At 43.4% G+C, this 24128-nt stretch carries 21 protein-coding genes, 1 other RNA gene and 1 pseudogene; 7 read left to right on the forward strand and 16 right to left on the reverse strand.

Annotation, left to right across the window (positions count from 1 at the left end):
• Positions 1-64: 64 nt before the first annotated feature.
• The 12 genes from JMW39_RS01940 to prmB form a co-directional block, all read right to left on the reverse strand.
• Positions 65-238 (reverse strand): hypothetical protein, encoded by a 174-nt coding sequence (locus JMW39_RS01940; protein WP_201543281.1) that lies wholly within the window; start codon positions 236-238, stop codon positions 65-67.
• 162 nt (positions 239-400) lie between these two features.
• On the reverse strand, positions 401-748 hold the full coding sequence (locus tag JMW39_RS01945; protein ID WP_201543283.1) for a hypothetical protein: 348 nt from the start codon (positions 746-748) through the stop codon (positions 401-403).
• Positions 741-1016, reverse strand: a complete 276-nt coding sequence (locus JMW39_RS01950) for a hypothetical protein (RefSeq protein ID WP_201543284.1) — start codon at positions 1014-1016, stop codon at positions 741-743. Before JMW39_RS01950 ends, JMW39_RS01945 begins: the two co-directional genes overlap by 8 nt.
• Positions 1013-1267: a helix-turn-helix domain-containing protein gene (locus JMW39_RS01955; RefSeq protein WP_201543285.1), complete on the reverse strand. Its 255-nt coding sequence runs from the start codon at positions 1265-1267 to the stop codon at positions 1013-1015. The genes JMW39_RS01950 and JMW39_RS01955 overlap by 4 nt, the downstream gene beginning before the upstream one ends.
• 3 nt (positions 1268-1270) lie before the next feature.
• Positions 1271-1567 carry a helix-turn-helix transcriptional regulator gene (locus JMW39_RS01960; protein WP_227679133.1) on the reverse strand — a complete coding sequence of 99 codons (297 nt, stop codon included), beginning with the start codon at positions 1565-1567 and terminating at the stop codon, positions 1271-1273.
• A gap of 126 nt (positions 1568-1693) precedes the next feature.
• Positions 1694-2572 carry a hypothetical protein gene (locus JMW39_RS01965; protein WP_201543286.1) on the reverse strand — a complete coding sequence of 293 codons (879 nt, stop codon included), beginning with the start codon at positions 2570-2572 and terminating at the stop codon, positions 1694-1696.
• Between the two features lie 142 nt (positions 2573-2714).
• On the reverse strand, positions 2715-3422 hold the full coding sequence (locus JMW39_RS01970; RefSeq protein WP_201543287.1) for an XRE family transcriptional regulator: 708 nt from the start codon (positions 3420-3422) through the stop codon (positions 2715-2717).
• A 70-nt stretch (positions 3423-3492) separates the two neighbouring features.
• Positions 3493-4695: a tyrosine-type recombinase/integrase gene (locus JMW39_RS01975; protein WP_201543288.1), complete on the reverse strand. Its 1203-nt coding sequence runs from the start codon at positions 4693-4695 to the stop codon at positions 3493-3495.
• Positions 4696-4858: 163 nt separating this feature from the next.
• Positions 4859-5237: a transfer-messenger RNA gene (ssrA, locus tag JMW39_RS01980) on the reverse strand.
• Positions 5238-5322: 85 nt separating this feature from the next.
• Entirely contained in the window at positions 5323-5994 is a 672-nt protein-coding gene (locus JMW39_RS01985) for an alpha/beta hydrolase (RefSeq protein WP_201543289.1), read from the reverse strand.
• A 160-nt stretch (positions 5995-6154) separates the two neighbouring features.
• Positions 6155-7258, reverse strand: coding sequence for a chorismate synthase (aroC, locus tag JMW39_RS01990; protein ID WP_201543298.1), 1104 nt, complete (start codon positions 7256-7258; stop codon positions 6155-6157).
• Between the two features lie 61 nt (positions 7259-7319).
• Entirely contained in the window at positions 7320-8492 is a 1173-nt protein-coding gene (prmB, locus tag JMW39_RS01995) for a 50S ribosomal protein L3 N(5)-glutamine methyltransferase (RefSeq protein WP_201543300.1), read from the reverse strand.
• A gap of 368 nt (positions 8493-8860) precedes the next feature.
• Between prmB and JMW39_RS02000 the strand changes: the two genes are divergently transcribed.
• Positions 8861-10306, forward strand: a complete 1446-nt coding sequence (locus tag JMW39_RS02000; protein ID WP_201543302.1) for a L,D-transpeptidase family protein — start codon at positions 8861-8863, stop codon at positions 10304-10306.
• Positions 10307-10513: 207 nt separating this feature from the next.
• Here JMW39_RS02000 and JMW39_RS02005 read toward each other — a convergent pair whose 3' ends face one another.
• Positions 10514-10732 carry a hypothetical protein gene (locus tag JMW39_RS02005; RefSeq protein WP_201543304.1) on the reverse strand — a complete coding sequence of 73 codons (219 nt, stop codon included), beginning with the start codon at positions 10730-10732 and terminating at the stop codon, positions 10514-10516.
• A 335-nt stretch (positions 10733-11067) separates the two neighbouring features.
• On the opposite strand from JMW39_RS02005, the gene JMW39_RS02010 reads away from it, so the two are divergent.
• The 5 genes and pseudogenes from JMW39_RS02010 to JMW39_RS02030 all read left to right on the forward strand — a co-directional run bounded on the left by JMW39_RS02010 (position 11068) and on the right by JMW39_RS02030 (position 18326).
• Positions 11068-12654, forward strand: a complete 1587-nt coding sequence (locus JMW39_RS02010; protein WP_201543306.1) for a DUF389 domain-containing protein — start codon at positions 11068-11070, stop codon at positions 12652-12654.
• 269 nt (positions 12655-12923) lie between these two features.
• Positions 12924-15596: an alanine--tRNA ligase gene (gene alaS / locus JMW39_RS02015; RefSeq protein WP_201543307.1), complete on the forward strand. Its 2673-nt coding sequence runs from the start codon at positions 12924-12926 to the stop codon at positions 15594-15596.
• 336 nt (positions 15597-15932) lie between these two features.
• Entirely contained in the window at positions 15933-17219 is a 1287-nt protein-coding gene (locus JMW39_RS02020) for an aspartate kinase (RefSeq protein WP_201543309.1), read from the forward strand.
• Positions 17220-17614: 395 nt separating this feature from the next.
• Positions 17615-17782: pseudogene (csrA, locus tag JMW39_RS02025) on the forward strand (carbon storage regulator CsrA); the annotation flags it as partial.
• Between the two features lie 169 nt (positions 17783-17951).
• Positions 17952-18326: a HopJ type III effector protein gene (locus tag JMW39_RS02030; protein WP_201543311.1), complete on the forward strand. Its 375-nt coding sequence runs from the start codon at positions 17952-17954 to the stop codon at positions 18324-18326.
• 94 nt (positions 18327-18420) lie between these two features.
• On the opposite strand, the gene JMW39_RS02035 is transcribed toward JMW39_RS02030, so the two are convergent.
• On the reverse strand, positions 18421-18732 hold the full coding sequence (locus JMW39_RS02035; protein ID WP_201543313.1) for a YeaC family protein: 312 nt from the start codon (positions 18730-18732) through the stop codon (positions 18421-18423).
• Between the two features lie 63 nt (positions 18733-18795).
• Positions 18796-19797, reverse strand: coding sequence for an NAD(+) kinase (locus JMW39_RS02040; protein WP_201543315.1), 1002 nt, complete (start codon positions 19795-19797; stop codon positions 18796-18798).
• Positions 19798-20115: 318 nt separating this feature from the next.
• Between JMW39_RS02040 and JMW39_RS02045 the strand changes: the two genes are divergently transcribed.
• The gene (locus tag JMW39_RS02045; protein WP_201543323.1) at positions 20116-20838 is read left to right on the forward strand and encodes a Bax inhibitor-1/YccA family membrane protein; all 723 of its coding nucleotides are present in this window, start codon (positions 20116-20118) and stop codon (positions 20836-20838) included.
• Between the two features lie 111 nt (positions 20839-20949).
• Here JMW39_RS02045 and JMW39_RS02050 read toward each other — a convergent pair whose 3' ends face one another.
• Entirely contained in the window at positions 20950-23778 is a 2829-nt protein-coding gene (locus JMW39_RS02050; protein ID WP_201543325.1) for a heavy metal translocating P-type ATPase, read from the reverse strand.
• Between the last annotated feature and the right edge of the window lie 350 nt (positions 23779-24128).

Raw genomic sequence — 24128 nt, forward strand, 5'->3', positions numbered from 1 at the left:
CTATATTTTTTATAGTAGCTTTTGCGCTTGGTGTGCTTACGGCTTTGCTTTGGTGGGTAGGTTTTCATTGGCTGCCCTCCTTGCCGTAACCTGTCATTGCTAGGGTGTCGATAACTTTACGCTGGCTAGTGTGAATAATAGACAAGCCGTCATCATGCGAGCCGTTAAGGGCTTGATGCGCTGGTTTGTTATTGACAGTGGTTTGAGTGTTTGAGGTCGTGCGGATTGATTTAGGCATGATAGCCTCCTAACGTTTTTTGAGTTAATGCCACGCTATACGGTAAAAGTATAGGGTGACGGGTCTTACTCTCGGTAACGTTAGTAACCGCCCTGCATATTCGCCTTACGGCTATTTTATTTTGCAGCGTCAACCCGTCATAGTCGGTTAGCAAGTGATTTGCTATAGATATGATGGTTTGCCCCCTTGATGCGCTTGTGGGGCGGTGCTTGATTGTATAGTGACAGCTTGAGAGGCTGGGCTATTATCAGGCACAAAAAAAGCCAAAGGTTTACGACTTGGCAAGTCGCTAATAAGATTTGAGAGGTCTATATAGTAACCGCTGCTATCATCACTTGCAATCTGTTTTGCATTCACTGGCTGGCAAGCGATTAATGATAATAGCAAGCCAATACCTGCTACCCATGCCATGAATATAATAAAGCTAAGTAGTAAGCCGCGCTTATGTGGCTGTTTGAGAGTGTGTGCCCCGTGGCTGGCTTTTAGATTGGTTTGGTTATGATTACTCATGGCTTGTTACCTCCGCTGTTGGCAAGGTTATAAGCCCATCTATCATTTCACTAACAATGCTTGCCAGCTCACTATTAGCAAGTAAGGCAGACCTTACAGCGACTACCACGCCCTTGCTTGCGTCATCATCGGCATTGATAGCATTAAGCGCCATTGCTAGGCTTTCAGCATCGTTTGATAGGTCTTGTATGCGGTCATTAATGACAGATAGATAATAACTATCTACTGCCACTAGGCGCGGTTCTAATCTGTCGTTTGGCTGGCTCATAGTTGCACCCCACTAGCGTTATTGTTGTTATCTGTTGGCTGGTCTATCCAGTAGCGTTTAAAACGTTTGCCGTTATTCTTTAGCCATTCATCTTGAATGGTTACGCCTTGATCTCTTAGCTCACTGACACGCTGTAAAAAGCACGTTATGTTATAGAGGTCGTACGCTTCATAAGTGGATAGGCTTTTGCCTGCCAACATGTGATTAAGAATGATTTGTTTATAGTTCTGCTTTGGTTGCCGTGTGTTCATGGGTTACACCTCGCTAGTGGTTGAGGTGTGAGAATTAAGCCATTCGTGAATGTCTGCATAACTCCATGCGGTCATGGTAGGGCTTAACTTTTTGCCAGCTGGGAAACGCCCATCTTTTGACCATTCAAAAAGGGTAGTTTTGCTAAAAGGTAGGAACGGCAAAATGTCCTTTGCTCTGCCCATGCCAGTAGTAGGCAGTTGCATAGCTGGACTGTTTGCGTTGGTTGGTTCGGTGTCGTTCGAGGTGTTATCAGTAAATATAATTACTGGGTTATCTGAGGTGATTTTTTGCTTAGCCATGTTTGTAGCTCCATAATGTAGCTTGGCGTTATGCCTCTGCTTGTATGGGCTATCTTATGGGGTGGGGGTTTCTAGGTCATTGCAAGCTGCAATAACAAAATTGCAAATTGCAAATTGCAAATCTAACTATATTTTGTTTGTTTTAGCAAATATTCCACTTATAGTTCTTTCGCTTAAGTTCTTGATATTCATATCTGCTATATAACTTACAAGCATACTTTGTGTCGGCAGTTTGCTAGCGTTTGAATTGTCAGTATTAGCGAATAGACTTTCTGTTATTTCACTATCTAATAACAATGATTTCATCGTATTAATTAGCTGATACACGCTTGCTTGCGGTATATCATTTTCAGTAATAGCTGTTTGAGCTTGTAAGTTTTTCTTTAAAGCTTGAATATTTTCACGTTGTTCTATATAAACTTTTTTAGCTTCTTCTAAACGAGCTTCTAAGACTTGATTTTTGGCTAGTAAGGCTGAGTAATCATCATGAGTGATGGGTTTTAATTTATGAATATCAATATCTGAAAATAATGTTTTAGGCATATCATCAGCATGATACTCAACAATAAACTCTTTTAAGTCAGCAATTTTTATAGTTCGTCTGTCATGATTAATATGACCTATACCACTAATACCTAAGTCAGACTCTTTTTTATCTTTTTGACCATGTTTATAGTCACTGTTACCGCCATCTCTGCCCATTTTCAACTTACCATTTTCAAATGCTTGATGAAGTAATGCACATCTAGGCTCAACGCATTGAACGTATGGGTGCCTAACAATACTTCGGGACAGTGAACTTTCATCTCCTTTTGGAACGCACTGAGCTAGTTCATTAGCTAATTCATTTCTAGGAATACCACACCATAAAATTGCTGTTTCTGCGACGGTTAAATATTCAAAATTATTTCTAATGTTGTCGCAATTATTAAACTGGGCGTAGTAACCCTGATTTTTAGTCATAATTGAATTGAATTGGTCGTAAAAACTTTTATCTTTACTCACATTCACACCCCTACACCCTTAAATTAAAGTAGGTGCAAGGCAGTGATAGCTTAAGGGTGTGAATAGCTATCGTTCGGGTAATTAATCCTAGCCTTGCATAATTGGCAAATAAAATGTTGACTGGTTGCGCGATACCTAATAGTTACCATCGGTCAATATTTGACCACTCCCAAACCCATCCTAATATTTCTATATCTTTCATATCTTTATACTGAATAATCTCATTAGGATAATTAACATTATGACTTTTTATTAGTAAGCCACCGTCTGGCTGTCGAAATAAGTATCTAGTACGGGTAGTTACACCGTGCTTAAAACAATAGATTTTTCCATCTTTTACGGTTTTATTACTTGAGTCTGCAGTACATCTTGCACCATTTGAAATACGCTTAGCCATACTGTCACCGTCGCATATGTAGCTAAAAGATGTTTTACTATTTGCACCAGACAATTTAGCGAAACTGGCCTTTATTCGTATTGTAGTATCAGGTTGTACACTTATTAAATTTGTATGCTTTAAACATGTTTCTGTTATTTCCGAATAGTGCGGTATTTCTACTTCATCAGTAAGGTGTGATTTATTGGAACTCACTTCTAAAACATTCTCATCATTATTTAACTGGAATGAGGATAGGATCATCTCGCCTGTGCCATTGGCTAGCCATTCAGGTTGAACTCCAAATAGCGTTGCAATCTCTACAATACGTGAAGTACTCTTACTTAATCCTCTTTCTAACTCACTATAAGTTGACTGCTTCATATTAAGTATGTTGATCTCAATATCTTTTTGAGTAAGTCCTGCAAACTTTCTTGCTAGTTTTAGTCTGTCTTTTAATTCTAGGTCGCTCATAACGCTTTGCCTAATTTAAGAATTTAACCCAATAACACATATCAATAGTTTTTAATTTTTGACCAACATATTAAGATTTATCCAATTTGCCAGCATAAGCATCATCAATGAAGTTTGCCCATTGGTGCATCATGTCTATTCTATATGGCAAGTGCTGCGCCCCGTTATAGGCTGCACTGATCTTGTTTTCTCTATCATGTGCCAGCTGTAGCTCTATGGCTTCGTGCATAAACTCTTTTTCATGCAGTGTGGTACTGGCAAGCCCTCTAAACCCGTGCCCCGTCATCTTACCTTTATAGCCCATATTCCATAGGGCATTAATAAATGCGCTTTGACTATAAGGCTTACGGGTTGAGGTATTAAAGAAAACATACTGATCCGAAAAGCCTAGCTCTTTGATCTGCTTTAATATCGCTACTGCTTGCGGTGCTAGTGGCACAATATGCAAACGCCTAGCTTTCATCTTTTCAGCTGGGACAGTCCATAAGCCACGATTAAAATCTATGTCCTGCCATTCCATAAATCTAAGCTCATTGGTGCGCACAAACGTATAGCATAAAAACCATAAGCCTAGCTTCACCAGTACATCACCTTGATAAGCATTAATATCTTTTAGTAGCTTAGGTAATTGCTGGCTGGTAATGCGACTATGATTGACGGTTTTGTGTGGCTTGATGGCTTCGGCTAGGTCGGTGGCTGGGTTATGCGTGGCTAGTCCATTGCGTATAGCGTGCTTGAATATCTGCCCTATCTCTCTAATAGTCCGCCTTGCCATTTCATTAGCGCCGCGGCTCTCTACTGCTTTACCGATAGCCAAAACATCAGGCGCGGTAATGTCGTTTATGTTCTTTTGACCAATAGAGGGCTTTACATCGCGCATGTAAGCGGAATAGTTACGGGAAAAGGTGCTTTCTGCTAGGTAGGTTTTGCGTTCTGCATACCATGACTGGGCTATGTTATCGAAAACATTTAAACCATCTTGGCTGGCTTGCTGCTCTCTCTTATGGTCTTTAGGGTTCACACCATCAGCTATTAAGCGTTTGATCTCAATATTGCGCTGGCGTGCATTTTGGAGGCTCATTACTGGATAAGTGCCAATAGTGAGGGTTTGCTGCTTACCTTGCCAGCGATAGGCGCTGATCCATGACTTAACGCCCGTATAACGCACCCATAATTGCAGCCCGTTACCATCGCTATGCTTATCAGGTCGCTTTGTATCAATCGAGGTGCTACTGGGCTGTAGCTTATTGATAACGGTATGAGTTAAGGGCATTGGGTTATCCTTTGTTGGTATTGAGCGCGTGTATAAACTCTAATACCAACAATAATACCAACATTCTATATAGGACGCTATACCCCTACATAAACCTCAATACCTGAAAAACGCCCAAAATAAAGGGCTAACAGTCTATGACGGTCAGCCCTTTATCGTTGTTTGGTGGAGATGGCGGGAGTTGAACCCGCGTCCGCCAGCATTACGCTCATGAATCTACATGTTTAGTTTCTGTCTTTAATTTTAGTCTGCACCGATCCGACAGTCAGGATGGATTAGCCGATTCTCTACTTTTGAACCCAAGCGATTGAGACAATCCCTTGTGGCGATCCTACATGCGGACGCTTCAACTTAGTTGACCAACTGTAGGTGATCAGCAACTAAGTAAACAGGATTTAAACCATGTAAACAGGGTTTAAGCTGCTAGAGCGTAATTTTCGTCGTTTGCGACTATAACAATATATGTTTGATTAACGAGAGGACATATACTCTCGACATGCATCATTGAGTTTCATCACCAGCGTCGAAGCCAGAACATCCCCAATAAGGCCGATGATTATATAGCATATATACGTCCGCTTGCAACCTATTGGACGTCCGTATTACATTACGTTACAGCTGAATCATTTAAGCCAAGACTTTATTTAACCATTTACCGATATTTTGAATCTGCGGCATACATACTTGATGTGCCATCGGATAGGTATTATAGGCAACATTGTAGCCTTTAGCGGATAAAAGCTGCTGAGCCTGCTCACCTAAGATGACCGGAACAACAGGGTCGTGCGTACCATGCTCTATTAATATCGGCATGTCTTTATTAGCATCGCTATAGGCAATGTTATCATTGGTCGCGAGATACGTAGATAGTGCCATCAAGCCAGCTAAACGCTCTGGATAACCAAGTGCCACATGATACGCTACTGCCCCGCCCTGCGAAAATCCTGCAATCACAATATGCTCAGGTTTAACACCGCGCTCAATCTCACGAGTAATCAAATCCTGTATTTGCTGCGCAGACGCTTCAATCTGATTCACATCAACTTTACGTTCAAGGCTCATCTCTAAAATGTCATACCATGCTGGCATCACCATTCCACCATTAACCGTCACTGGAATATTGGGCGCATGCGGAAAAATAAAACGTACGGCCATATCGTCAGCCAAACCAAGCTGCGGTACCACTGGCTCAAAATCATGACCACTAGCACCCAAGCCATGAAGCCAGATGACAGCTCTATCTATCTGTTTTTGTGCCGGGTTATGTTCAACAATAACTGCATCCAAGTAATTACTCATAATTTTTAGCGTCCTTTAACTAATAAATAAAACTGATATTGAAATTAGGCTTTATAAGCTGCATCATTCACGTTTTAAATGTTCACAAAAAAACCCTCTAGCGTATCTAATAGACCAGCAGTAGATGCGATAAAGGGCAAATCAATTTACGACCAATACTCTAAGTAATCGATTCTACTGGCTGCTTAACATCAGCATTTTGACCGCGATGACGCAGATAATGATCGAGTAAAACAATGGCTAGCATCGCTTCAGCAATAGGTGTTGCACGCACACCTACGCAAGGGTCATGACGACCTTTGGTCAGCATATCGACCGACTCGCCTTGGCTATTGATACTCTTGCCAGCGGTAGTAATACTAGAGGTTGGCTTAAGCGCGATACTGACACGGATATCTTGTCCTGACGAGATACCGCCCAATACACCGCCAGCATGATTAGCAGTAAAACCCTCTGGCGTCATCTCATCACGTGAGCTATGCCCAAATTGCCCTGCTACCGCCATACCATCACCCACCTCAACACCTTTTACAGCATTGATACTCATCATGGCATGGGCAATATCTGCATCTAAACGATCAAATACTGGCTCACCCAAGCCTACTGGGACGCCACTTGCGATAATTTCAAGACGGGCGCCACAACTCGTACCTTCACGGCGTAAACTGTCTATCAAGCTCTCAAAGCGACTGACTGCTTCTTTATCCGCACAGAAAAACGGATTGCTATTCACAAAATCCCAATCAATTTTACTTGGCTCTAGAACATTACTGTACTCATTACCGATTTGGGTCACATGACCTCGGATTTGCACACCTAAGCGCTCATGCAAGTATTTTTTGGCAATAGCACCTGCCGCCACACGCATGGCAGTCTCACGCGCTGATGAGCGACCGCCACCACGATAGTCTCGAAAGCCATACTTCATGCTATAGGTGTAATCAGCATGACCGGGACGGAAAGTGTCTTTAATCTCGCCATAGTCTTTAGATTTTTGATTGGTATTACGAATCAGCAAACCGATAGAGGTACCCGTCGTTTTACCTTCAAAGACGCCAGAGATAATCTCAACTTCATCAGATTCGCGGCGCTGGGTCGAGTATTTAGAAGTACCCGGCTTGCGGCGATCCAAATCTATTTGCAAGTCGGCTTCAGATAAGGCTAAACCTGGTGGCACGCCATCGACGATTGCCATAAGACCTGCACCATGCGATTCACCGCAGGTGGTGACGGTAAAAAGCTGTCCAATACTATTGCCTGCCATATTTATCCTTAAATAACTGAAGTCGATCTTTGATTATTTTGACTATTGTGTCAATCTTGATTTATTGATTGCTATCTAATAACTGTACGTAATTAGCGAATAGTGAATGATAGCTCATCAACTCATCATAAGTAATCGCAAAAATACCGTGACCACCATGAGCAAACTTTAACCAATCAAATTGAATTTCAGGATAAGCTTGCTTTAACGCCCACTCACTATCGCCTACTTCACAAACTAGCAAGCCTTCAGGGCTTAGATAATCTGGTGCTTCAAATAAGATACGATGTACCAAGTCCAAGCCATCTTGACCAGCAGCTAACGCATGCTCAGGCTCATATAAAAACTCTGGCGGCAAATCTGCCATAATCGCGGCATCGACATAGGGAGGATTAGTCACAATCAGTTCATATTGATGTTCGGCAGGAATCTTAGCAAATAAGTCAGATTCAATCACGTTCACTTGATGACCAAGATCATGATGATCGACGTTGACCATCGCAACTTCTAGCGCCGCTTTATCAATATCAACCGCATCTACTAGGGCATCAACAAAACGGGTCGCCAGCGCGATAGCAATACAACCAGAACCGGTGCATAAATCTAAAATACGCTCAGGCTGTGACAACTGCTTAATCTCTAAGCCATGATCATAAAAAGCCGGTGATTGATTATTGACATTAGTGCCAACTGGCTTTGCCAACTCACTAATCTCAAAGTATGGATGGAACTGCTGGCGAATCAGCTCAGCGATAGGCGAGCGCGGAATTAAAACCCGTTCATCGACATAAAAAGGCAAGTCACAGAAATAAGATAGATTAATGAGATAACTTAACGGCTTACGCTCAGCGATACGCTCTTCTAGCAAGCTTAAGACAAGCTGCTTCTCTGATGTGGTCAGGCGACAATCCAAAATCTGCTCATTGGCAGCCCAATCTAGAGACAAAGAATGCAACACAATCGCAGAGGCTTCAGCGAACTCATCTGTCGTTCCTTGGGCTACCACCACATCATAATTGCGTAATTGCGTGACTGCGAAACGAATAAAATCACGGATACTGACTAGCTGCTCACGTGCTTCTTCAAGCTCTGCATGCAGGTTAGCAAGCTCATCGTGCTCAACGAGCAGACCTGTTTTTAAATCGTATTCCAGCTCATCATCTAAGCCTTGCGACTCATCATCAAAATACTGATTTTGAAACTCTTCTGCGCTCATGGTTTGGTCTTCTGACATATCACACCTTGCTGATTACATGCTCACTAACTACATGCGTATGGGTTAAATCACTGTCGATTAGCAGCTGATTTATTAAATAAAAAACGTGTCAGCCATTATAGACGCAAACATCATCCTGCGCCAATGACTGTGTTTGTTACTACTATGTTTTTTATGGCAAAAAAAATTGCCTACCTTTTATTCTGTTAGATTTAGGTATTTGGTAAAGTGAGATTGAGTAATACGATAACATTTAAATATAAAGTAGAAAATTAGCACTATTAGTAAAAATTACCGGCAACTCTATACCCAGCATGACTAAATTATTTCCCAACTGTAGTGAATACGTCAACCGTTGACGTTTAGCAAGCCCTAAACGAAAAAAGATGTGTCAAAAGTTTGCGAAGCATTCAAATTATGCGCATAATAGCCCCATTAGTTATAACCATAAGTATCCCAATATGATGAAAATGAAGCCCCTTATTACTGCTATATCAATTGCTATCGTTAGTGCCAGCGTTAGCGTTGTTGCCGCACCTGCGGACACGACGCGTACCTTGCCAGTACGTAAAGCTGATTCAATGCCTACTATTACTCAGCCTAGCATTGCCAAAAAAGTCAGCCTTGATGTGCAGGAAAATCGCAGCAGCTCACTTGATGGTGGTACTGCTACACCGACTGCCAATAAAGCCCAAGCCAAGCCATCTGATCGTATGACCCAGCTGATTGACGCAAAGCAAGAAGCAGAAGAAGATTCAGCAGCTGTCAGCGCTGACAATATGAGCGTAGAAGAACTGGCTCGTAAAGATGTGCAGTCGGATAGCACCGATGATATAAGCGATGGTCAAGTCGTCGCTGCTCCTAGCGCAGCAAGTACTGATAGCGCAAACGACACTTCTATTAAAAGTATCGAAGATGTGGATGGTAAAAAGCATACCACGCTGAACTTATCGGATTACGCCAAGCAAGTAAACGGTGCCAGTTGGTCGCCGAATATGAAAGTCAACTCTGCAATGACCATCAAAATGCAGGCGCTATTGGATTGGAACCATGCCTCTCCGGGTGCTATCGATGGCGGTTGGGGTATGAACAGTAAAAAAGCACTGATTAACTTTCAAACCATGAAAGGCTTGCCAGCGACTGGTAAAATGGATCAGAAAACGTGGGATGCTCTAAATAAAAACATTCCAGCCAATAAGCCTGTGCTAGTAACTTATACCATCACTGAAGATGATGTAAATACTAACTTTGCTACCACGCCTGCAGGTTCAGAAGCCAAGTCAAAAATGAAAGGCTTATACTATCAAGACATCAAAGAGATGTTTGGTGAGCGCTTCCATATGGATGTGCGTTATTTAGATAAATTGAATAAAAACAAGCAGTATAAAGCGGGCGAAACCATCACTGTTTTGAATACCCGTGCCCCACTTAAGCAGCGTATCAACCGCGTGGTCGCCAATAAAGCCGACAAAACCTTATATGCTTATAACGATGATAAATTGGTCGCCACTTATCCAACCACCATTGGTAGTGATGCCACGCCATCACCGCAAGGGTCATTTAAAATCATTAACAAGGTAAAAATGCCTTGGTATAAAGCCACTGTCGGTAATGGCGCAGATAAAAAAATCCATATGCTACCACCAGGCCCAAATAGCCCTGTCGGTGTGGTATGGATGGGCTTATCTAAACCATCGTATGGTATTCATGGCTCACCAAAACCTGAAGGTATTAGCCGTCAAGCCTCGGCAGGCTGTGTACGTCTGACCAACTGGGACGTGTTAGAGGTTTATGCCAATATCGAAAATGGCGCAACCGTTGAGCTAAAATAGTTAGTAGTTCATGCTAGCGAATAAAAAAGACCTTGATGCGTAATCGAGGTCTTTTTTTGCTTAAAATAATACAAACTCTTAATATAAATTATAAGCCAATAAAAAAAACAGCCTCTTTATCAAGGGCTGTTTTTTATTTTATACACAGTGAAAGGCTAGGCACTTTAAGAATAAGCATTATTTATTGTTATTATTGATAGCTTATCTTTAGGATTGCGTTTTATAGCCTTCTTCGTTACCAGTAATACTTCCAACTTTTTTGGTGAAGAATAAGGCGGCAGGAATGGATACTAGGAAACCCGCAGCGACCGCCATTTGAATGTGCGGAATTTGGTTGAATCCTGTGACCAAAGCAGCAATCATGAATACACCGATAGTCACGGTTGCGGCTATTGAATAGATGACAGAAAATAGTGGCCAGTTCATGATGTATTCCTCGTTTTTCGTGTGGGTATAACTACTTTATACACTAAATCCACACAAAAAGTAAGTATTTTCTTATAGACCCGCAGCCCATTTATAGCAAGTGATTCATATTCAAAGCCATATTATAATGATTGATTTGTATCCTGTGTTTTTAGTGCTAAACATACCATCACAATAACTATTTTTATCCACTCACCATCTCGCTATTTAATCGCAAAAGAATCATATTCTATAATGCATTTATCATTACAATAGTTAGTTCTTCATACTCTTTAGTTTCTTGTATTCGCCAACTTCTAGCTATCTGTCTTCACTAACTAACAAAGCCTTCTTATATGACCTCACCTACGACTAAAACCTCTAACGATTCAAGCTCTGTCAATAAATCGCCAAATGATGGCAGTTATAATAATAGAGATAAGGAATCGGCAAAAGAGTCAGCAGCTGCGCAAGTACCTGAAGCAAAGATAAAGATGGAAACCGTAGCGCCTGATGTGGTGGTTGCTTCATTAGAAACAACTGAAGCAGATTCTCAACCTATGGATGATTCCTTAAACGAAAACGCAGAATCTGAAACCTTTAGCACCGAGGAAAATTTCTTTCAGGACCAGTCTGCTGCCGAAGTGAGCGTAGAAGCCAATAAAATCGACTCCAATCAACAGTCATCAAACAACACAAAAAACTCTAAAGCTTTATTTAAAGAAAGCCCGGAAACTTTAAACGAAAAAAACGAAGATAAAGCGGGTGACAATAACGAATCAAGCGATCAAAAAGACAATAAAGAAGTCGACAAAGAAAGTTATGAAGAAGAAAGCGAAGAGGTTAAAGAAAAAAAGGAAGCCAAACTTGAATCTTACAAGCAGTTTGTCGCCGAGCAATTTAGTAATAAGAAAGTAGACTATCCAGAAGTGCGCGTTAGGATCGAGGCCAATGCGCTGCCGAGTAAAATGTATTTCATCATGAATATACTCTCAGCTATTATCGCCAGCTATGGACTGGTAACCAACTCAGCCGCGGTGGTCATTGGCGCTATGCTAGTCGCTATGATGTTAGGGCCTATCACTGGCATCGCACTTGCGATCATCGATCACCGCATGCCGCTGCTACGCAAATCACTGGTTACCGTGCTTCTTGGCATCTCTTTGGTAGTATTGGTTGGTTTTATCGTTGGCTGGCTACACAAAGACCAACCGCTAACCGTCGAGATATTATCGCGCACACAGCCGACTTCGATGGATTTAATGATTGCCCTTGCTGGTGGTACGGCAGGTGCTTATGCGATGGTTTCGCCGCATCTGTCGGTGGCAGTGGTTGGAGTCGCAGTGGCTACTGCATTGGTGCCACCGCTTGCCGCCAGTGGGATTTTATTTGCCAATGGCGAGATGCAAATGGGACTTGGTGCTTTACTATTGGCATTGACCAATATTATCGCCATTCAATTTACCAACGCCCTAGTGTTATGGCTACTAGGTTTTCGCCGTTTGGTCGATGACGATTATAAATCCAAAACCTATTTGACCTTTTTACGACGTAATGCGGTGACTTTATTGTTATTGGGAGGTTTGGGAACATACTTGTCCATCAATCTACAAACCAGTGCTAAACAACAGGGCTTTGAAAATAACGTTAAAGAGACGATTAATAGCTACTTTAGCGATAAGGGCAACGTGCTGACCAATACGCAGTTTGATAAAAGTGATACCAATCAAGTCGTGCGGGCGGTGATTCGCGGCGAAACAACACCCAGCTCATACGATGTCCGTCAAATCGAAGCGATTATAGAGCAAGATATGGTGGATAATTTCCCCGACTATTTACCCATTAAGCTACAGCTACGCTATATGCCCGTCCAGGTGATTGAGTCGCATCCACTCATTCAAGATAAGCTCGATAAAACCGATGTGACTATTTTAACCAACTGATTTATTTAGCCAATTAACTTACCCTAGTTGTTTAATACAGTCATTGTAATACAAAGATTTTTCTATAAACTTCATAATATTCATCTGAAATAAATCGATTTAATAAGAGCTGATATTCAATGCAAGCGCCTGCTTCATAAAAGAAGTTAAGCCGTATTTACCGTGTGTTTGCTTATGAATCTTCAACACCCTTGGTACGTTTGTGCTAAAATCGCTTGCAAAATTATTTTACTTATTCTACTTAATACATCCGTCAGTAAGGAGCCGCTGTGAGCCAGCCATTTCGCTCAGCCGATATTCGTCAAGCTTTTATCGATTTTTTCATAAGCAAGCAGCATACCCCCGTCGCCTCGTCGAGCTTGATTCCCTATAACGACCCGACATTGCTATTTACCAATGCCGGTATGAATCAGTTTAAAGAGACCTTTTTGGGCATGGAGCCGCGTGACTATACCCGTGCGGTGACTTCGCAAAAATGTGTACGTGCTGGCGGTAAACATAATGATTTGGACAATGTCGGCTACACAGCGCGCCATCATACGTTCTTTGAGATGCTTGGTAACTTCTCTTTTGGTGATTATTTTAAGCAAGCTGGTATTGAATATATCTGGGAGTTTCTAACCTCAGATGAGTGGCTAGCAATCGATAAAGACCGCCTATATGTGACCGTTTACGAAACCGATGATGAAGCCTTTGATATTTGGCATAAAGATATCGGCATTCCTAGTGAGCGCATTATCCGTATCGGTGATAATAAAGGCGCGCCTTACGCATCAGACAACTTTTGGACGATGGGCGATACCGGTCCTTGTGGGCCTTGTACCGAAGTGTTTTATGATCACGGCGCTCATATCGCAGGCGGTCTGCCGGGTACGCCAGAAGAAGATGGCGATCGCTATATCGAGATTTGGAACTGCGTTTTTATGCAGTTTAACCGTCAAAAAGATGGCACCATGTTACCGCTACCAGCACCAAGTGTTGATACCGGCATGGGTCTTGAGCGTATCAGCGCCATTATGCAAGGCGTACATGGCAATTACGAGATAGATTTGTTTGTGCATTTAATGGATGCAGCGGCAGAGATTTTAGGTATTGAAAATCAGCAGCAGTCGTCATTAAAAGTCATCGCTGACCATATTCGCGCGGTATCATTTTTGATTGCTGATGGCGTCACCCCAAGTAATGAAGGTCGCGGTTATGTACTACGCCGTGTCATTCGCCGAGCCGTTCGTCATGGCAACAAGCTTGGCGCGGATAGCGATTTCTTTTATCAAATGGTCGCGCCATTGGTTAAAGAGATGGGTGCTGCTTACCCTGAGCTTGTTGCTAAACAAAGCGCGATTGAAAATGCCATTCAAAAAGAAGAAGCACAGTTTGCCAAAACTTTGGCACAAGGTTTGCGTTTACTTGCCAGTGAACTTGAAGGTCTAAAAGACGGCGATACGCTCTCTGGAGAAGCCGCATTTAAGCTATATGATACTTACGGCTTCCCGCTTGATTTGACCGCTGACATCACCCGTGAGCGCGGTATTGTGATTGATGAAGCCGAGTTTGATGAGCACATGCAAGCGCAGCGTGAACGTGCGCGTGACGCGGGTAAATTCGATGTCGATTACAGCAGCGTTATTCAAGTAGAAAATCCAACCACCTTTATCGGTTATGAGCAGCTTGAAGAAGATGGCGTGATCATTCATGCCCTTTATCAAGATGGCAATCCAGTCGAGAGTTTGGCTGAAGGTATGGAAGGCGTTATTGTCCTTGACCGTACGCCATTTTATGCGGAAGGTGGTGGTCAAGTAGGTGAATTGGGCGATATTCGCAGCGCAACGGGCGTTTTTGAAGTGCAAGATACCAAAAAATCTGGGCAAGCAATTATTCATTATGGCGTGGTCACTATGGGCGAAATTAACGCCCAGCAAACGGCTGATGCACAAGTATTATCAAGCATTCGTGCTGCTAGTGCCAAAAACCACTCGGCGACGCATCTATTACATGCCGCGCTAAGACAAGTATTGGGCGATGAGGTCACGCAAAAAGGCTCATTGGTTTCAAGCGAAGTGTTACGTTTTGATTTCTCCTATGATAAACCTGTCAGCGGCGCTGAAATTATGCTTATCGAACGTATGGTCAATGAGCAAATTCAAGCCAATACTCCTGCTCGTATCCAGAATATGTCTATCGACGAAGCGATGAAACAAGGCGCGATGGCATTGTTCGGTGAAAAATACGGTAATGACGTTCGTGTCCTAACCATGGGTACCGATATCATTGTCGATGGTCAACGTAAGCCGTTCTCTATTGAGCTATGCGGCGGTCTACACGTACAGCGCACTGGCGATATCGGGGTGTTAAAAATTACCAGTGAATCAGGTATTGCTGCGGGTATTCGCCGTATTGAAGCGGTCACCGGTATGAATGCGATTAAAAACATGCAGCAAAGTGAGCAACAACTGAGTGAGCTTGCCAGTCAACTAAAAGTAAAACGTCCTGAAGTGGCGCAGCGTGTGCGTACCATGGCGGATAAGCAGCGTGAGATAGAGAAGCAGCTCGAACGTTTAGAGCAAAAAATTGCCAGTGCACAAGCCGCAAACTTGCTCGATGACGTTCAGACCATCGCCGGTACGCCAGTACTTATCAGTACCTTAAGCGGCGTTGATGGTAAATCAGTCCGTATGCTGATGGATGATGTTAAATCAAAACTGCCGTACAGTGTCATTGTTTTGATTGGTGATAAAGATGGGCAATTAGCATTAGCAGCAAGCGTCGATACATCTGTGACCGATCGCGTCAAAGCCGGTGATATTATTCGTCATTTGGCAGGTGAGCTTGGTGGTAAAGGCGGCGGTAAACCCGACTATGCCCAAGGTGGTGCGCCAAAATCCAATAACAGCGCGTCGGTTATCGCCGCCCTCCCTGCTTGGATTGCAGAAAAGCTTGCTTAGACTTTAAGCTTAGACCTGAAGCTTAGGATAATACGTGATTGGTTATAGCGGTTATAACCAATCGCCATATATCTAATGCCTGCTAGCACTTAAAGTTATGTTGCTAATATGGTATAAAGTAACACGCTTAAACAAAGGTGAGCATATCAAGTCACTAGCTATCAATAGTAAAACCGCAGAGCGTAAAACATCAGAAAGTAAAATAAAGGGCGCAGTTTTTATAATCCGGCTTTATCGTTATTAAAATTAATCTCACACTGAATTAACAAACAGTTTCCTGACGGATTGATGTCGATAAGTAACAGATGGCCATTGGTGAATAATAGGTAGATTTTTATGGCGTTAATAGTACAAAAATATGGCGGCACCTCGATGGGCAGTATCGACCGCATCAAAAATGTCGCCAAACGAGTCAAGCGCTGGCATGACAACGGTCATCAAGTGATTGTGGTGGTGTCTGCCATGAGCGGCGAAACCAACCGTTTGATCGATTTAGCCCGCCAAATCAGCAGCCAGCCTGACCCACGCGAATACGACCAAATGGTCTCAACGGGCGAACAGGTTTCTATCTCTTTGCTTGCCATGGCGATTAAAGAGCTAGGTATAGGCGCACGTTCATTCACTGGTCGCCAAGTCGCCATTAAAACTGATAGCGCCTACAATAAAGCGCGTATCGAAAGCATCGATGACAAAAACATCCGTGAGCAACTAGATGCGGGCAACGTTGTTATTGTGGCAGGTTTCCAAGGTATCGATGAAGAAGGCAACGCGACGACATTAGGTCGCGGCGGTTCTGATACGACTGGTGTTGCTATTGCAGCAGCATTAGGCGCGGATGAATGCCAAATCTATACCGATGTCGATGGCGTTTATACCACTGACCCTCGCGTCACCTCAAAAGCCAAAAAACTTGAAAAAATCACCTTTGAAGAAATGCTTGAGATGGCAAGCCTTGGCTCTAAGATTTTACAAATTCGCTCAGTAGAATTCGCTGGCAAATACGGTGTACCACTGCGCGTATTATCTAGCTTTGATGAAAACAACGATGGTAGCTTCGACCAAGACTTTCAAGACAATGTCGGCACCCTAATTACGATAGACGAAGGAGACAACATGGAACAGGCAATCATCTCAGGTATCGCTTTTAATCGCGACGAAGCAAAAATAGTCGTGCGCGGCGTACCTGATCACCCTGGTATCGCCTCTGCCATTCTAAGCCCTATCGGTCGCGCCAATATCGAAATCGATATGATCGTTCAAAACCTATCGACCAATGGCACCACTGACTTCACCTTTACCGTCAACCGTTCTGACATGGATAAAACCATGAAAGTGCTAGAAAGCGAAGTCAAAGATGAGATCGGCGCCAAAGAGATATTGGCCAACAACGAAGTGGTTAAAGTGTCATTGGTTGGTGTTGGTATGCGCTCGCACGCTGGCGTTGCTAGTCTTATGTTCCAGACTTTGGCCGAAAACAACATCAATATCCAAATGATATCGACCAGTGAAATCAAAGTGTCTGTCCTTATCCAAGAGCAGTATTTAGAAAAAGCAGTCAAATCACTACATACTGCTTTTGGGCTTGACCGTGAAGACGGTGATAGCAAAATTGCTGGGTTATAATATTTAATAGCTAGCGCATATAAGTTATAAATGTTGGCACATTAATAAAAATCCACATTGCTTGCACATTTATTAAGCAAATAGCGATTGGTTAATTTTAACAAATTATTTATTAAATAGAGTCTTTTTAGGCTCTATTTTCTTTTACTACTATTGCTCAGGTAAGTATATACCTAATAGTTTTGTGAAAACCCGTGACAGTATCTGTTATGCCCCCTATAATGGGGCTTTCATTTGGGCTAAATGAATCTACCTATCATTACCGCTATTGGCACCACCTTAGGCATTGTTTTTATGATGAATACCTTGCTTATCTAGTGCTGCGGTGATGTCCTGTAATTGAGACGCAATCTGATGAGTAATAATCTCTTGATGCGACATAAGGAGTGTGACGCATGTTAATTTTGACACGCCGCGTGGGCGAAACGCTAATGATTGGCGACGAGGTCAGTGTGACTGTGCTAGGTGTCAAAGGCAATCAAGTACGAATCGGCGTTAATGCGCCAAAAGATATTGCCGTACACCGTGAAGAGATTTATCAGCGTATTCAGCATGAACGCACGGTACAATCGCAAATGCAACATCTTGAACAAGGCAGCTTTGCGCCTTCATTCGATGATGAAGACTATTTTAATCGCTAAGCTGTTCGTTATTATCTAACTATCAATAATCATTGAGCATAAATTAAGCACCCTATTTTTGCTTTCTAATCTGCTCTGAGGTCATGTATTTATGAGTATCCGCCAATCAGATGTATCGGCTCTACTTAATGGTTTGAATAAAAAAGCCATTGGATTCAATGATGTCATCAGCTTTATTGATGATTTTTATCGCTATGCGCCAGCGCCTTTTGTTAATGGCATGGTCCATAATGCTGCGGGCGAAAACGAAGGCAGCGCCAAGATTTTTGGCTTTGCCAAGCACCATGGTCTAAATCAATTAGACACGCTAAAGCTGTTTGGCGAGCATTATGCCAAGGTTCAAGCGACCCCTAAGGGTACCGACCATGCCAATATTCGCAATTTTTTACATTGGGGCTGGCAAGGGTTTTTGATGGAAAAAAATCCATTAACCATACGTCCAAGCGTCGATACCACAGCGCTTTAATAAAATCATTTTAAGTCATTAAAAAAAGCCACGCTATGATAATAGCGTGGCTTTTTTCTGTGCGTGAGTTTTTATCAAAAATTTTGCTGTTAGTCTATTTATTGTGAAATTTAACCGGTTGTACCGCCCCTTTAGGATTGGGCATATTGGGGTAATGATGCTCATGTTCAACATCACATTCAGTGCCCACAATAGAGCCATCCTCTCTTACAGGTTTATGGATATAACCGGTACGTTCGGCTGGCGGCAGATGTTCATGCTCCCAAACCATCACTGCTTGCATGCAAGTTTCGCGCTGCTCAGGCGTGAGCTTACGACCATCTGGCCATTTACCCAGCTCAATCGCTAGACGGAATTGATCGACCACTTCTGGGGTCACACTTGCTAATATCGTTTGTTTGTCCATCGTGCCTACTCTCCACTACTATTTTTATAACACAGCGCTATTTTGAGAAATGTAGCACTAGATTCATTCTTCTATAATATCATCATCGACATCCATACTGAACTCTTCGGCATGGACGTTCCAGTGCAACTTGGTGCGGCAAGCCTCATAAAAATCAAACCCTGGCGGATGCAGCAAGGTAAGCTTATCGGGATGCTTGCGAATATAAAGGCGCTGTTCTTGCTCAAGCGCAATGCTAGGCTTGCCGTCGGCACTTACCTGCGGCTGAGTGCGGTTATCTTTATGGATGCGAATACAAATCTCACTTGTACCGCTGACCACAATGGGGCGACTAGACAAGGTATGCGGATGCATGGGCACCAAACAAATCGCATCCATACTCGGATGAATAATAGGACCACCACCAGAGAGTGCATAGGCGGTCGAACCCGTTGGCGTTGCCACAATGAGCCCATCACTATGCTGGCGATAAACATCATGACCGTCAATTTTCATCTGAAAATCAATCATGTGTACTGATTTACCGGCATGCAGCACCACATCGTTGAGCGCCATATCTTCGTGGATAATCTTGCGGCCTTCACGAATCTCCATGGTGAGCAAAAACCTGTGATCTAACTGATAATTACCCATCAATACTTGGCGTAACTTAAAGGCGGCTTCATCAGGCTTCACATCGGCTAAAAATCCCAGACGACCACGGTTGACGCCTAAAACAGGCACTCGATAGCGCGCCAGTGCTTCAGCGGCATGCAAAATTGAGCCATCACCACCAACGACAATGACCAAGTCACAAATCTCGCCAATCAAGCTACGCTTGACGATTTTAACTACCTCAATCTCAGTAAGATTTAATGTCGGTAAATTGGCCGTTTGCACATCCATAATCAATGTTAGATTCATATCATTGATGGTTTGGGCAATCTGCACCAAAGTTTGGGTGACACTACGTTTTCCCGCACGGCCCATCAGACCAATACGCCTGAAAGCAGGATTTTTGATAGCGTGGAATAGCTCTGATTCATGTAAATGCGGCAATCGTGCGGACTGCGCTGAGTTTTCCATAAAACGACTCGGCTTAACGGTAAATTACAGGGCAATGATAACGAGAAATCAGCGCTTAGACTAGCATGTTTATCAATTTCCGTTGTTAACTGTCGTAATCGGCCCCACATATCTTCTATCATACGCCACTTTTAGGCGAGTTTGTTTAGCTACCACTGACGCAAATTACGCAAACTGTTTCTACGTATACTGGTTCATAGGCGGCATAATAGTCGCTGTAAGCCTTGTATGCCGTCACGCAAACACAGTTGACAATAATGGCTGTTTTGCTAAAGTAGCTGACATCTAATTTATCTACATTCTATTAAGGACAACTTTATGGCCAATCCTATTGTCAGTCGCGCAGAGCTTGCCGTTGGCGGCGTGCCGATGACGGTGAAGGGTGTGATTCAAAAAACCAGTTTGTTGCTTGGCTTATCGGCCATTACTGGTATTGGATTTTTCTTTTATGCCTTGATGGCAGGTTTATCACAAAGTTTTATTACCATGGCAGCTTTTGGTAGTATGTTTGCCGCCTTTGGTCTTGCCATTTTCATCACCTTTAAACCGCAAAAAGCCAAAACCTTTGCCGTACCTTATGCTTTATTAGAAGGTATCTTTTTAGGCGGTATCTCGCTGTTCTTTATGCGCATGTACCCAAGCGTGCCAGTCACTGCGATGTGTGCGACCTTTGTCACGGCAGCTGTGATGCTAGGACTATACCGTTCAGGTTTGGTTAAAGTCACTGAAAAATTCCGCTCAATCGTCACCTCAGCATTGATTGCCATCATGCTTGTTTATGTGGCGCAGTGGGTACTGTCTTTAGCGTTCGGTTCGAGCTTACCTTTCTTATTTGAAGGTGGCGCTATCGCTATCGGCTTTAGCTTATTCGTGATTGTTATCGCCTCTTTTACGCTGCTATTAGACTTTGACAATATCGATCGCGGCGTGGCGATGGGCGTTTCAGAAGACTACGAATGGTTATTCAGTATTGGTATCCTTGCAACGCTGGTATGGATGTATATCGAATTCATGCGTCTGCTAAGCTACCTACAAGACTAGGCTAAACACTGTTTAGCCGTTAATTAGAATAAAAAAAACCGTCTTTTTAAAAGGCGGTTTTTTTGTGGGTCATTTTCAAGGTTTATTTAAATGGGTTTAAACTGGTTTAAGCTAAGCACGCTTTAGGCGCAGCGCATTTAATACCACAAACAATGAGCTCAATGACATACCAATGGCAGCAAGCCAAGGTGGCACATAGCCCAAAGCCGCCGGTATCAAGACACTACTATTATAAATAAGTGCCCAACGCAAGTTTTGCTTAATAATACGCTTTGTCTTATCAGCGATACGCTTCGCCGCAGTGATAGCTTCAATTTGACCGTTTAGAATAATACTGTCACTCGATACTTGTGCCAAGTCTGCCGCGCCCGCTATCGAGGTTGAAACATCGGCGGCGGCCAATACTGGCGCATCATTAATACCATCACCGACCATCAGTACAACCGCGCCTTTTGCTTGCAGCGCTTGAATATGATTGACTTTATCGGTGGGTGACAAACCGTTATAGGCGGCTTTCATGCCTAAATCCTCAGCCAGCACCAGTGCTTGCGGACTTGGATCTCCTGTGAGCATCACAGGCTCAATACCAAGCTCTTTTAGAGCCTTAAGCATAGACGGCGCACTATCACGCACCTTATCGTTAAAGTAAAAACCAGCCAGCGCTTGCCATGCATTTGACTGACTATTTTGACAAGACAATACCACCGCTGAGCTCGCACGATGAGCAATTAAATCAAGCGTTAAATCGTTATCCGCATTGGCATTATTATTTGTTCTATCTAAAGCAAAATCTACATGGCCAATGCGATATAACATGCCATCAATCATCGCTTCCACGCCGCCTGCCGGATAATGCTGCAACGCTTTCGTAGCTGGCAGGTGCAATTGATAAGCAGCGGTAAGCAGCGCATGAGCAATCGGATGACGACTGCCTACTTCAAGCGCTGCAGCAATGGCTAATAGATGGTCTTTTTTATCACTAGCATCGTTTGTATCTGTTGTCGCATCATTGCTTGCCATTAGTTCGATATTTAATAAATTAGGCTTACCGTAAGTCAGCGTACCCGTCTTATCAAACGCCACATGGGTAATCTCAGCGAGGGTTTGTAAAGTATGTCCGCGCGTAGTCAAAAAGCCATAGCTTGCCAGTCGATTGGTCGCGACCGTCAGGGCAATCGGTGTCGCTAGTGACAGCGCACAGGGACAGGTCGCCACCAATACCGCAACTGTCGCCCAAATCGCTTGGCTCGGGTCAACGATATACCAACCGATAAATACTAAAGCAGACAATACTAAAATCCGCGCCACAAACCAACGTGCTAACTTATCCGCTTGCTGGGCGAGCTTCGGCTTCTCGCTCATGGCACGGTTCATCAGCCTGTCAATCAACCCTATTTGACTGTCTTCTGGCAAGGCCGTCACTAACATCTCGAATGGCTGACTGTCATTTTGCGCGCCGCCAACGATATAATCGCCTTGGGCTTTAAGGATTAAATCACCCTCACCTGTTAACAGACTTTGCGAAACGGTAGCGGTTGGGCTGAGCAAGATACCATCACTGATAATCTCAGAACCTGCCTCCACCATGATGATGTCACCCACCTGCAAGCTATGCGCAGTCACCATCTGCTTGTCTTTTGGCTTGTTGTTAAGCGTATATTCCGTTTTTGAGAGACTCGTGGGCGTATTATTTGATTGCTGCCAGTCTTGGGCGATGCGTGATGTCAATTGCTGGATATTGACATCCATGCTTTGCATAAAGTCGGGCATCGATTTTGATACTATGCTTGTCTCATCAACCGCTAAATTACTATTTGGATTGGTAAATTGTTCAGATTTCTTATCAAGCGCAGTCTCCTTGAGCGCATTTTGCGCTAGCTGCTCCAAGATACGCTCAGCCGCATCTTTATCTTCAGCAATTTTTTGTACCAAGACAGGCTCGACCACCACCAAATCATTGGCCATGGTGGCTGCTTTTAAGCGCGCATTATGCTCAATATAGCGCCCGGCCAATAAGAAGAAAATAAACATACTGACCGAATCATAGTACGTCTCTCCTTGCCCCGTAATGGTAGCGTAAAGACTGGCAAAGAAAGTCACCACTAAGGCAATACTAACCGGCACATCCATATTGACTTGACGGGCACGAATCGCTGACCATGCTGAGGTGAAAAATGGAATACCCGCGTAAAAGAATACTGGTGTACTCACAAATAGCGATACCCAACGTAGAAAATCACGTTGGAATATCAGCATGTCGCTATATTCACCAAAATAAATCGCGACAGCATACATCATTGCCTGCATCGAGCCGAGCGCAGCGATACCAAGGCGCAATAGCATCTGACTGTTATGACGTGCCAGCATGGCTTCATGGGTATCTTGCCTATAAGGCTTGGCTTCGTAGCCAATCTCATTGATAACACCCAAAATACGACTAATCGGCAGCTTATCTTCGTCCCAAATCACCCGCATGCGCTGATTGGTTAAATTGACCTGACATTGACTGATGCCATCTAACTCATCTAAACGCGACTCAATCAGCCACGTACAAGCGGCACAACGCAGGTTATTTACCGACAGCTCGGCTACCGACATGCCATCTTGGGCGTAGACAAACTGCGACTTTATCTCATCGTGATCATAAGCTTCGAGGCGAGTCAGCTGGGTGGGTAAGCTTGCCGTACGGTTAATCTCCGAGCGGTCAAGATAATATTGCTCAAGTCCTGCCTCGACGATACTTTGCGACGCCAACTGACAGCCCATACAGCACATCTCGCGTGACTGGCCTAAAATATCCGTATGAAACGGCGGCTGCGGCACCGGATCACCGCAATGAAAACAGTGACCGGCAAGCGGCAGCACCAAACCCTCAGTAATCGAGTGGTCTTGATAATGAAGGTTGCTGCTTGATGGCATGGATGAGGGGATACTGGACATAATCGCGCTATTTCCTTTCGACAAGTTTACTTGCAGCCGACCGGCTTTCAGCAAACTTGCTATGATTAACTAGAGTCAATCCCTATGTAACAAACTTTTTACCATGAATTTTGCTTTACATATATGGCATCTATAAAACCTATTAGAAATAGCAGACGCTTTATGGAAAATCTGTTGCTATAGACCTAAATAGTAAAACAAACATTATACTACAAGCAGGTGCGCTAAGCAGCACAACCCTTCCTCGCACTCTCTCAATCCATCTAAACCACGTGTAATAAATGTACAATGAGCACTCAATGAATGCGTGCGTTGACGATGATAGATTGAAAAATTTGTCAATTTGCGTC

The sequence above is a fragment of the Psychrobacter immobilis genome (assembly GCF_904846175.1).
Classification (GTDB): domain Bacteria; phylum Pseudomonadota; class Gammaproteobacteria; order Pseudomonadales; family Moraxellaceae; genus Psychrobacter; species Psychrobacter immobilis_E.

Excerpts from the sequence above, each read along its gene's own strand:
- JMW39_RS01940 (WP_201543281.1), bottom strand. The coding sequence starts at position 238 with ATGCCTAAATCAATCCGCACGACCTCAAACACTCAAACCACTGTCAAT.
- JMW39_RS01945 (WP_201543283.1), bottom strand. The coding sequence starts at position 748 with ATGAGTAATCATAACCAAACCAATCTAAAAGCCAGCCACGGGGCACAC.
- JMW39_RS01950 (WP_201543284.1), bottom strand. The coding sequence starts at position 1,016 with ATGAGCCAGCCAAACGACAGATTAGAACCGCGCCTAGTGGCAGTAGAT.
- JMW39_RS01955 (WP_201543285.1), bottom strand. The coding sequence starts at position 1,267 with ATGAACACACGGCAACCAAAGCAGAACTATAAACAAATCATTCTTAAT.
- JMW39_RS01960 (WP_227679133.1), bottom strand. The coding sequence starts at position 1,567 with ATGGCTAAGCAAAAAATCACCTCAGATAACCCAGTAATTATATTTACT.
- JMW39_RS01970 (WP_201543287.1), bottom strand. The coding sequence starts at position 3,422 with ATGAGCGACCTAGAATTAAAAGACAGACTAAAACTAGCAAGAAAGTTT.
- JMW39_RS01975 (WP_201543288.1), bottom strand. The coding sequence starts at position 4,695 with ATGCCCTTAACTCATACCGTTATCAATAAGCTACAGCCCAGTAGCACC.
- JMW39_RS01985 (WP_201543289.1), bottom strand. The coding sequence starts at position 5,994 with ATGAGTAATTACTTGGATGCAGTTATTGTTGAACATAACCCGGCACAA.
- aroC (WP_201543298.1), bottom strand. The coding sequence starts at position 7,258 with ATGGCAGGCAATAGTATTGGACAGCTTTTTACCGTCACCACCTGCGGT.
- prmB (WP_201543300.1), bottom strand. The coding sequence starts at position 8,492 with ATGTCAGAAGACCAAACCATGAGCGCAGAAGAGTTTCAAAATCAGTAT.
- JMW39_RS02000 (WP_201543302.1), top strand. The coding sequence starts at position 8,861 with ATGTGTCAAAAGTTTGCGAAGCATTCAAATTATGCGCATAATAGCCCC.
- JMW39_RS02005 (WP_201543304.1), bottom strand. The coding sequence starts at position 10,732 with ATGAACTGGCCACTATTTTCTGTCATCTATTCAATAGCCGCAACCGTG.
- JMW39_RS02010 (WP_201543306.1), top strand. The coding sequence starts at position 11,068 with ATGACCTCACCTACGACTAAAACCTCTAACGATTCAAGCTCTGTCAAT.
- JMW39_RS02020 (WP_201543309.1), top strand. The coding sequence starts at position 15,933 with ATGGCGTTAATAGTACAAAAATATGGCGGCACCTCGATGGGCAGTATC.
- JMW39_RS02030 (WP_201543311.1), top strand. The coding sequence starts at position 17,952 with ATGAGTATCCGCCAATCAGATGTATCGGCTCTACTTAATGGTTTGAAT.
- JMW39_RS02035 (WP_201543313.1), bottom strand. The coding sequence starts at position 18,732 with ATGGACAAACAAACGATATTAGCAAGTGTGACCCCAGAAGTGGTCGAT.
- JMW39_RS02040 (WP_201543315.1), bottom strand. The coding sequence starts at position 19,797 with ATGGAAAACTCAGCGCAGTCCGCACGATTGCCGCATTTACATGAATCA.
- JMW39_RS02045 (WP_201543323.1), top strand. The coding sequence starts at position 20,116 with ATGGCCAATCCTATTGTCAGTCGCGCAGAGCTTGCCGTTGGCGGCGTG.
- JMW39_RS02050 (WP_201543325.1), bottom strand. The coding sequence starts at position 23,778 with ATGTCCAGTATCCCCTCATCCATGCCATCAAGCAGCAACCTTCATTAT.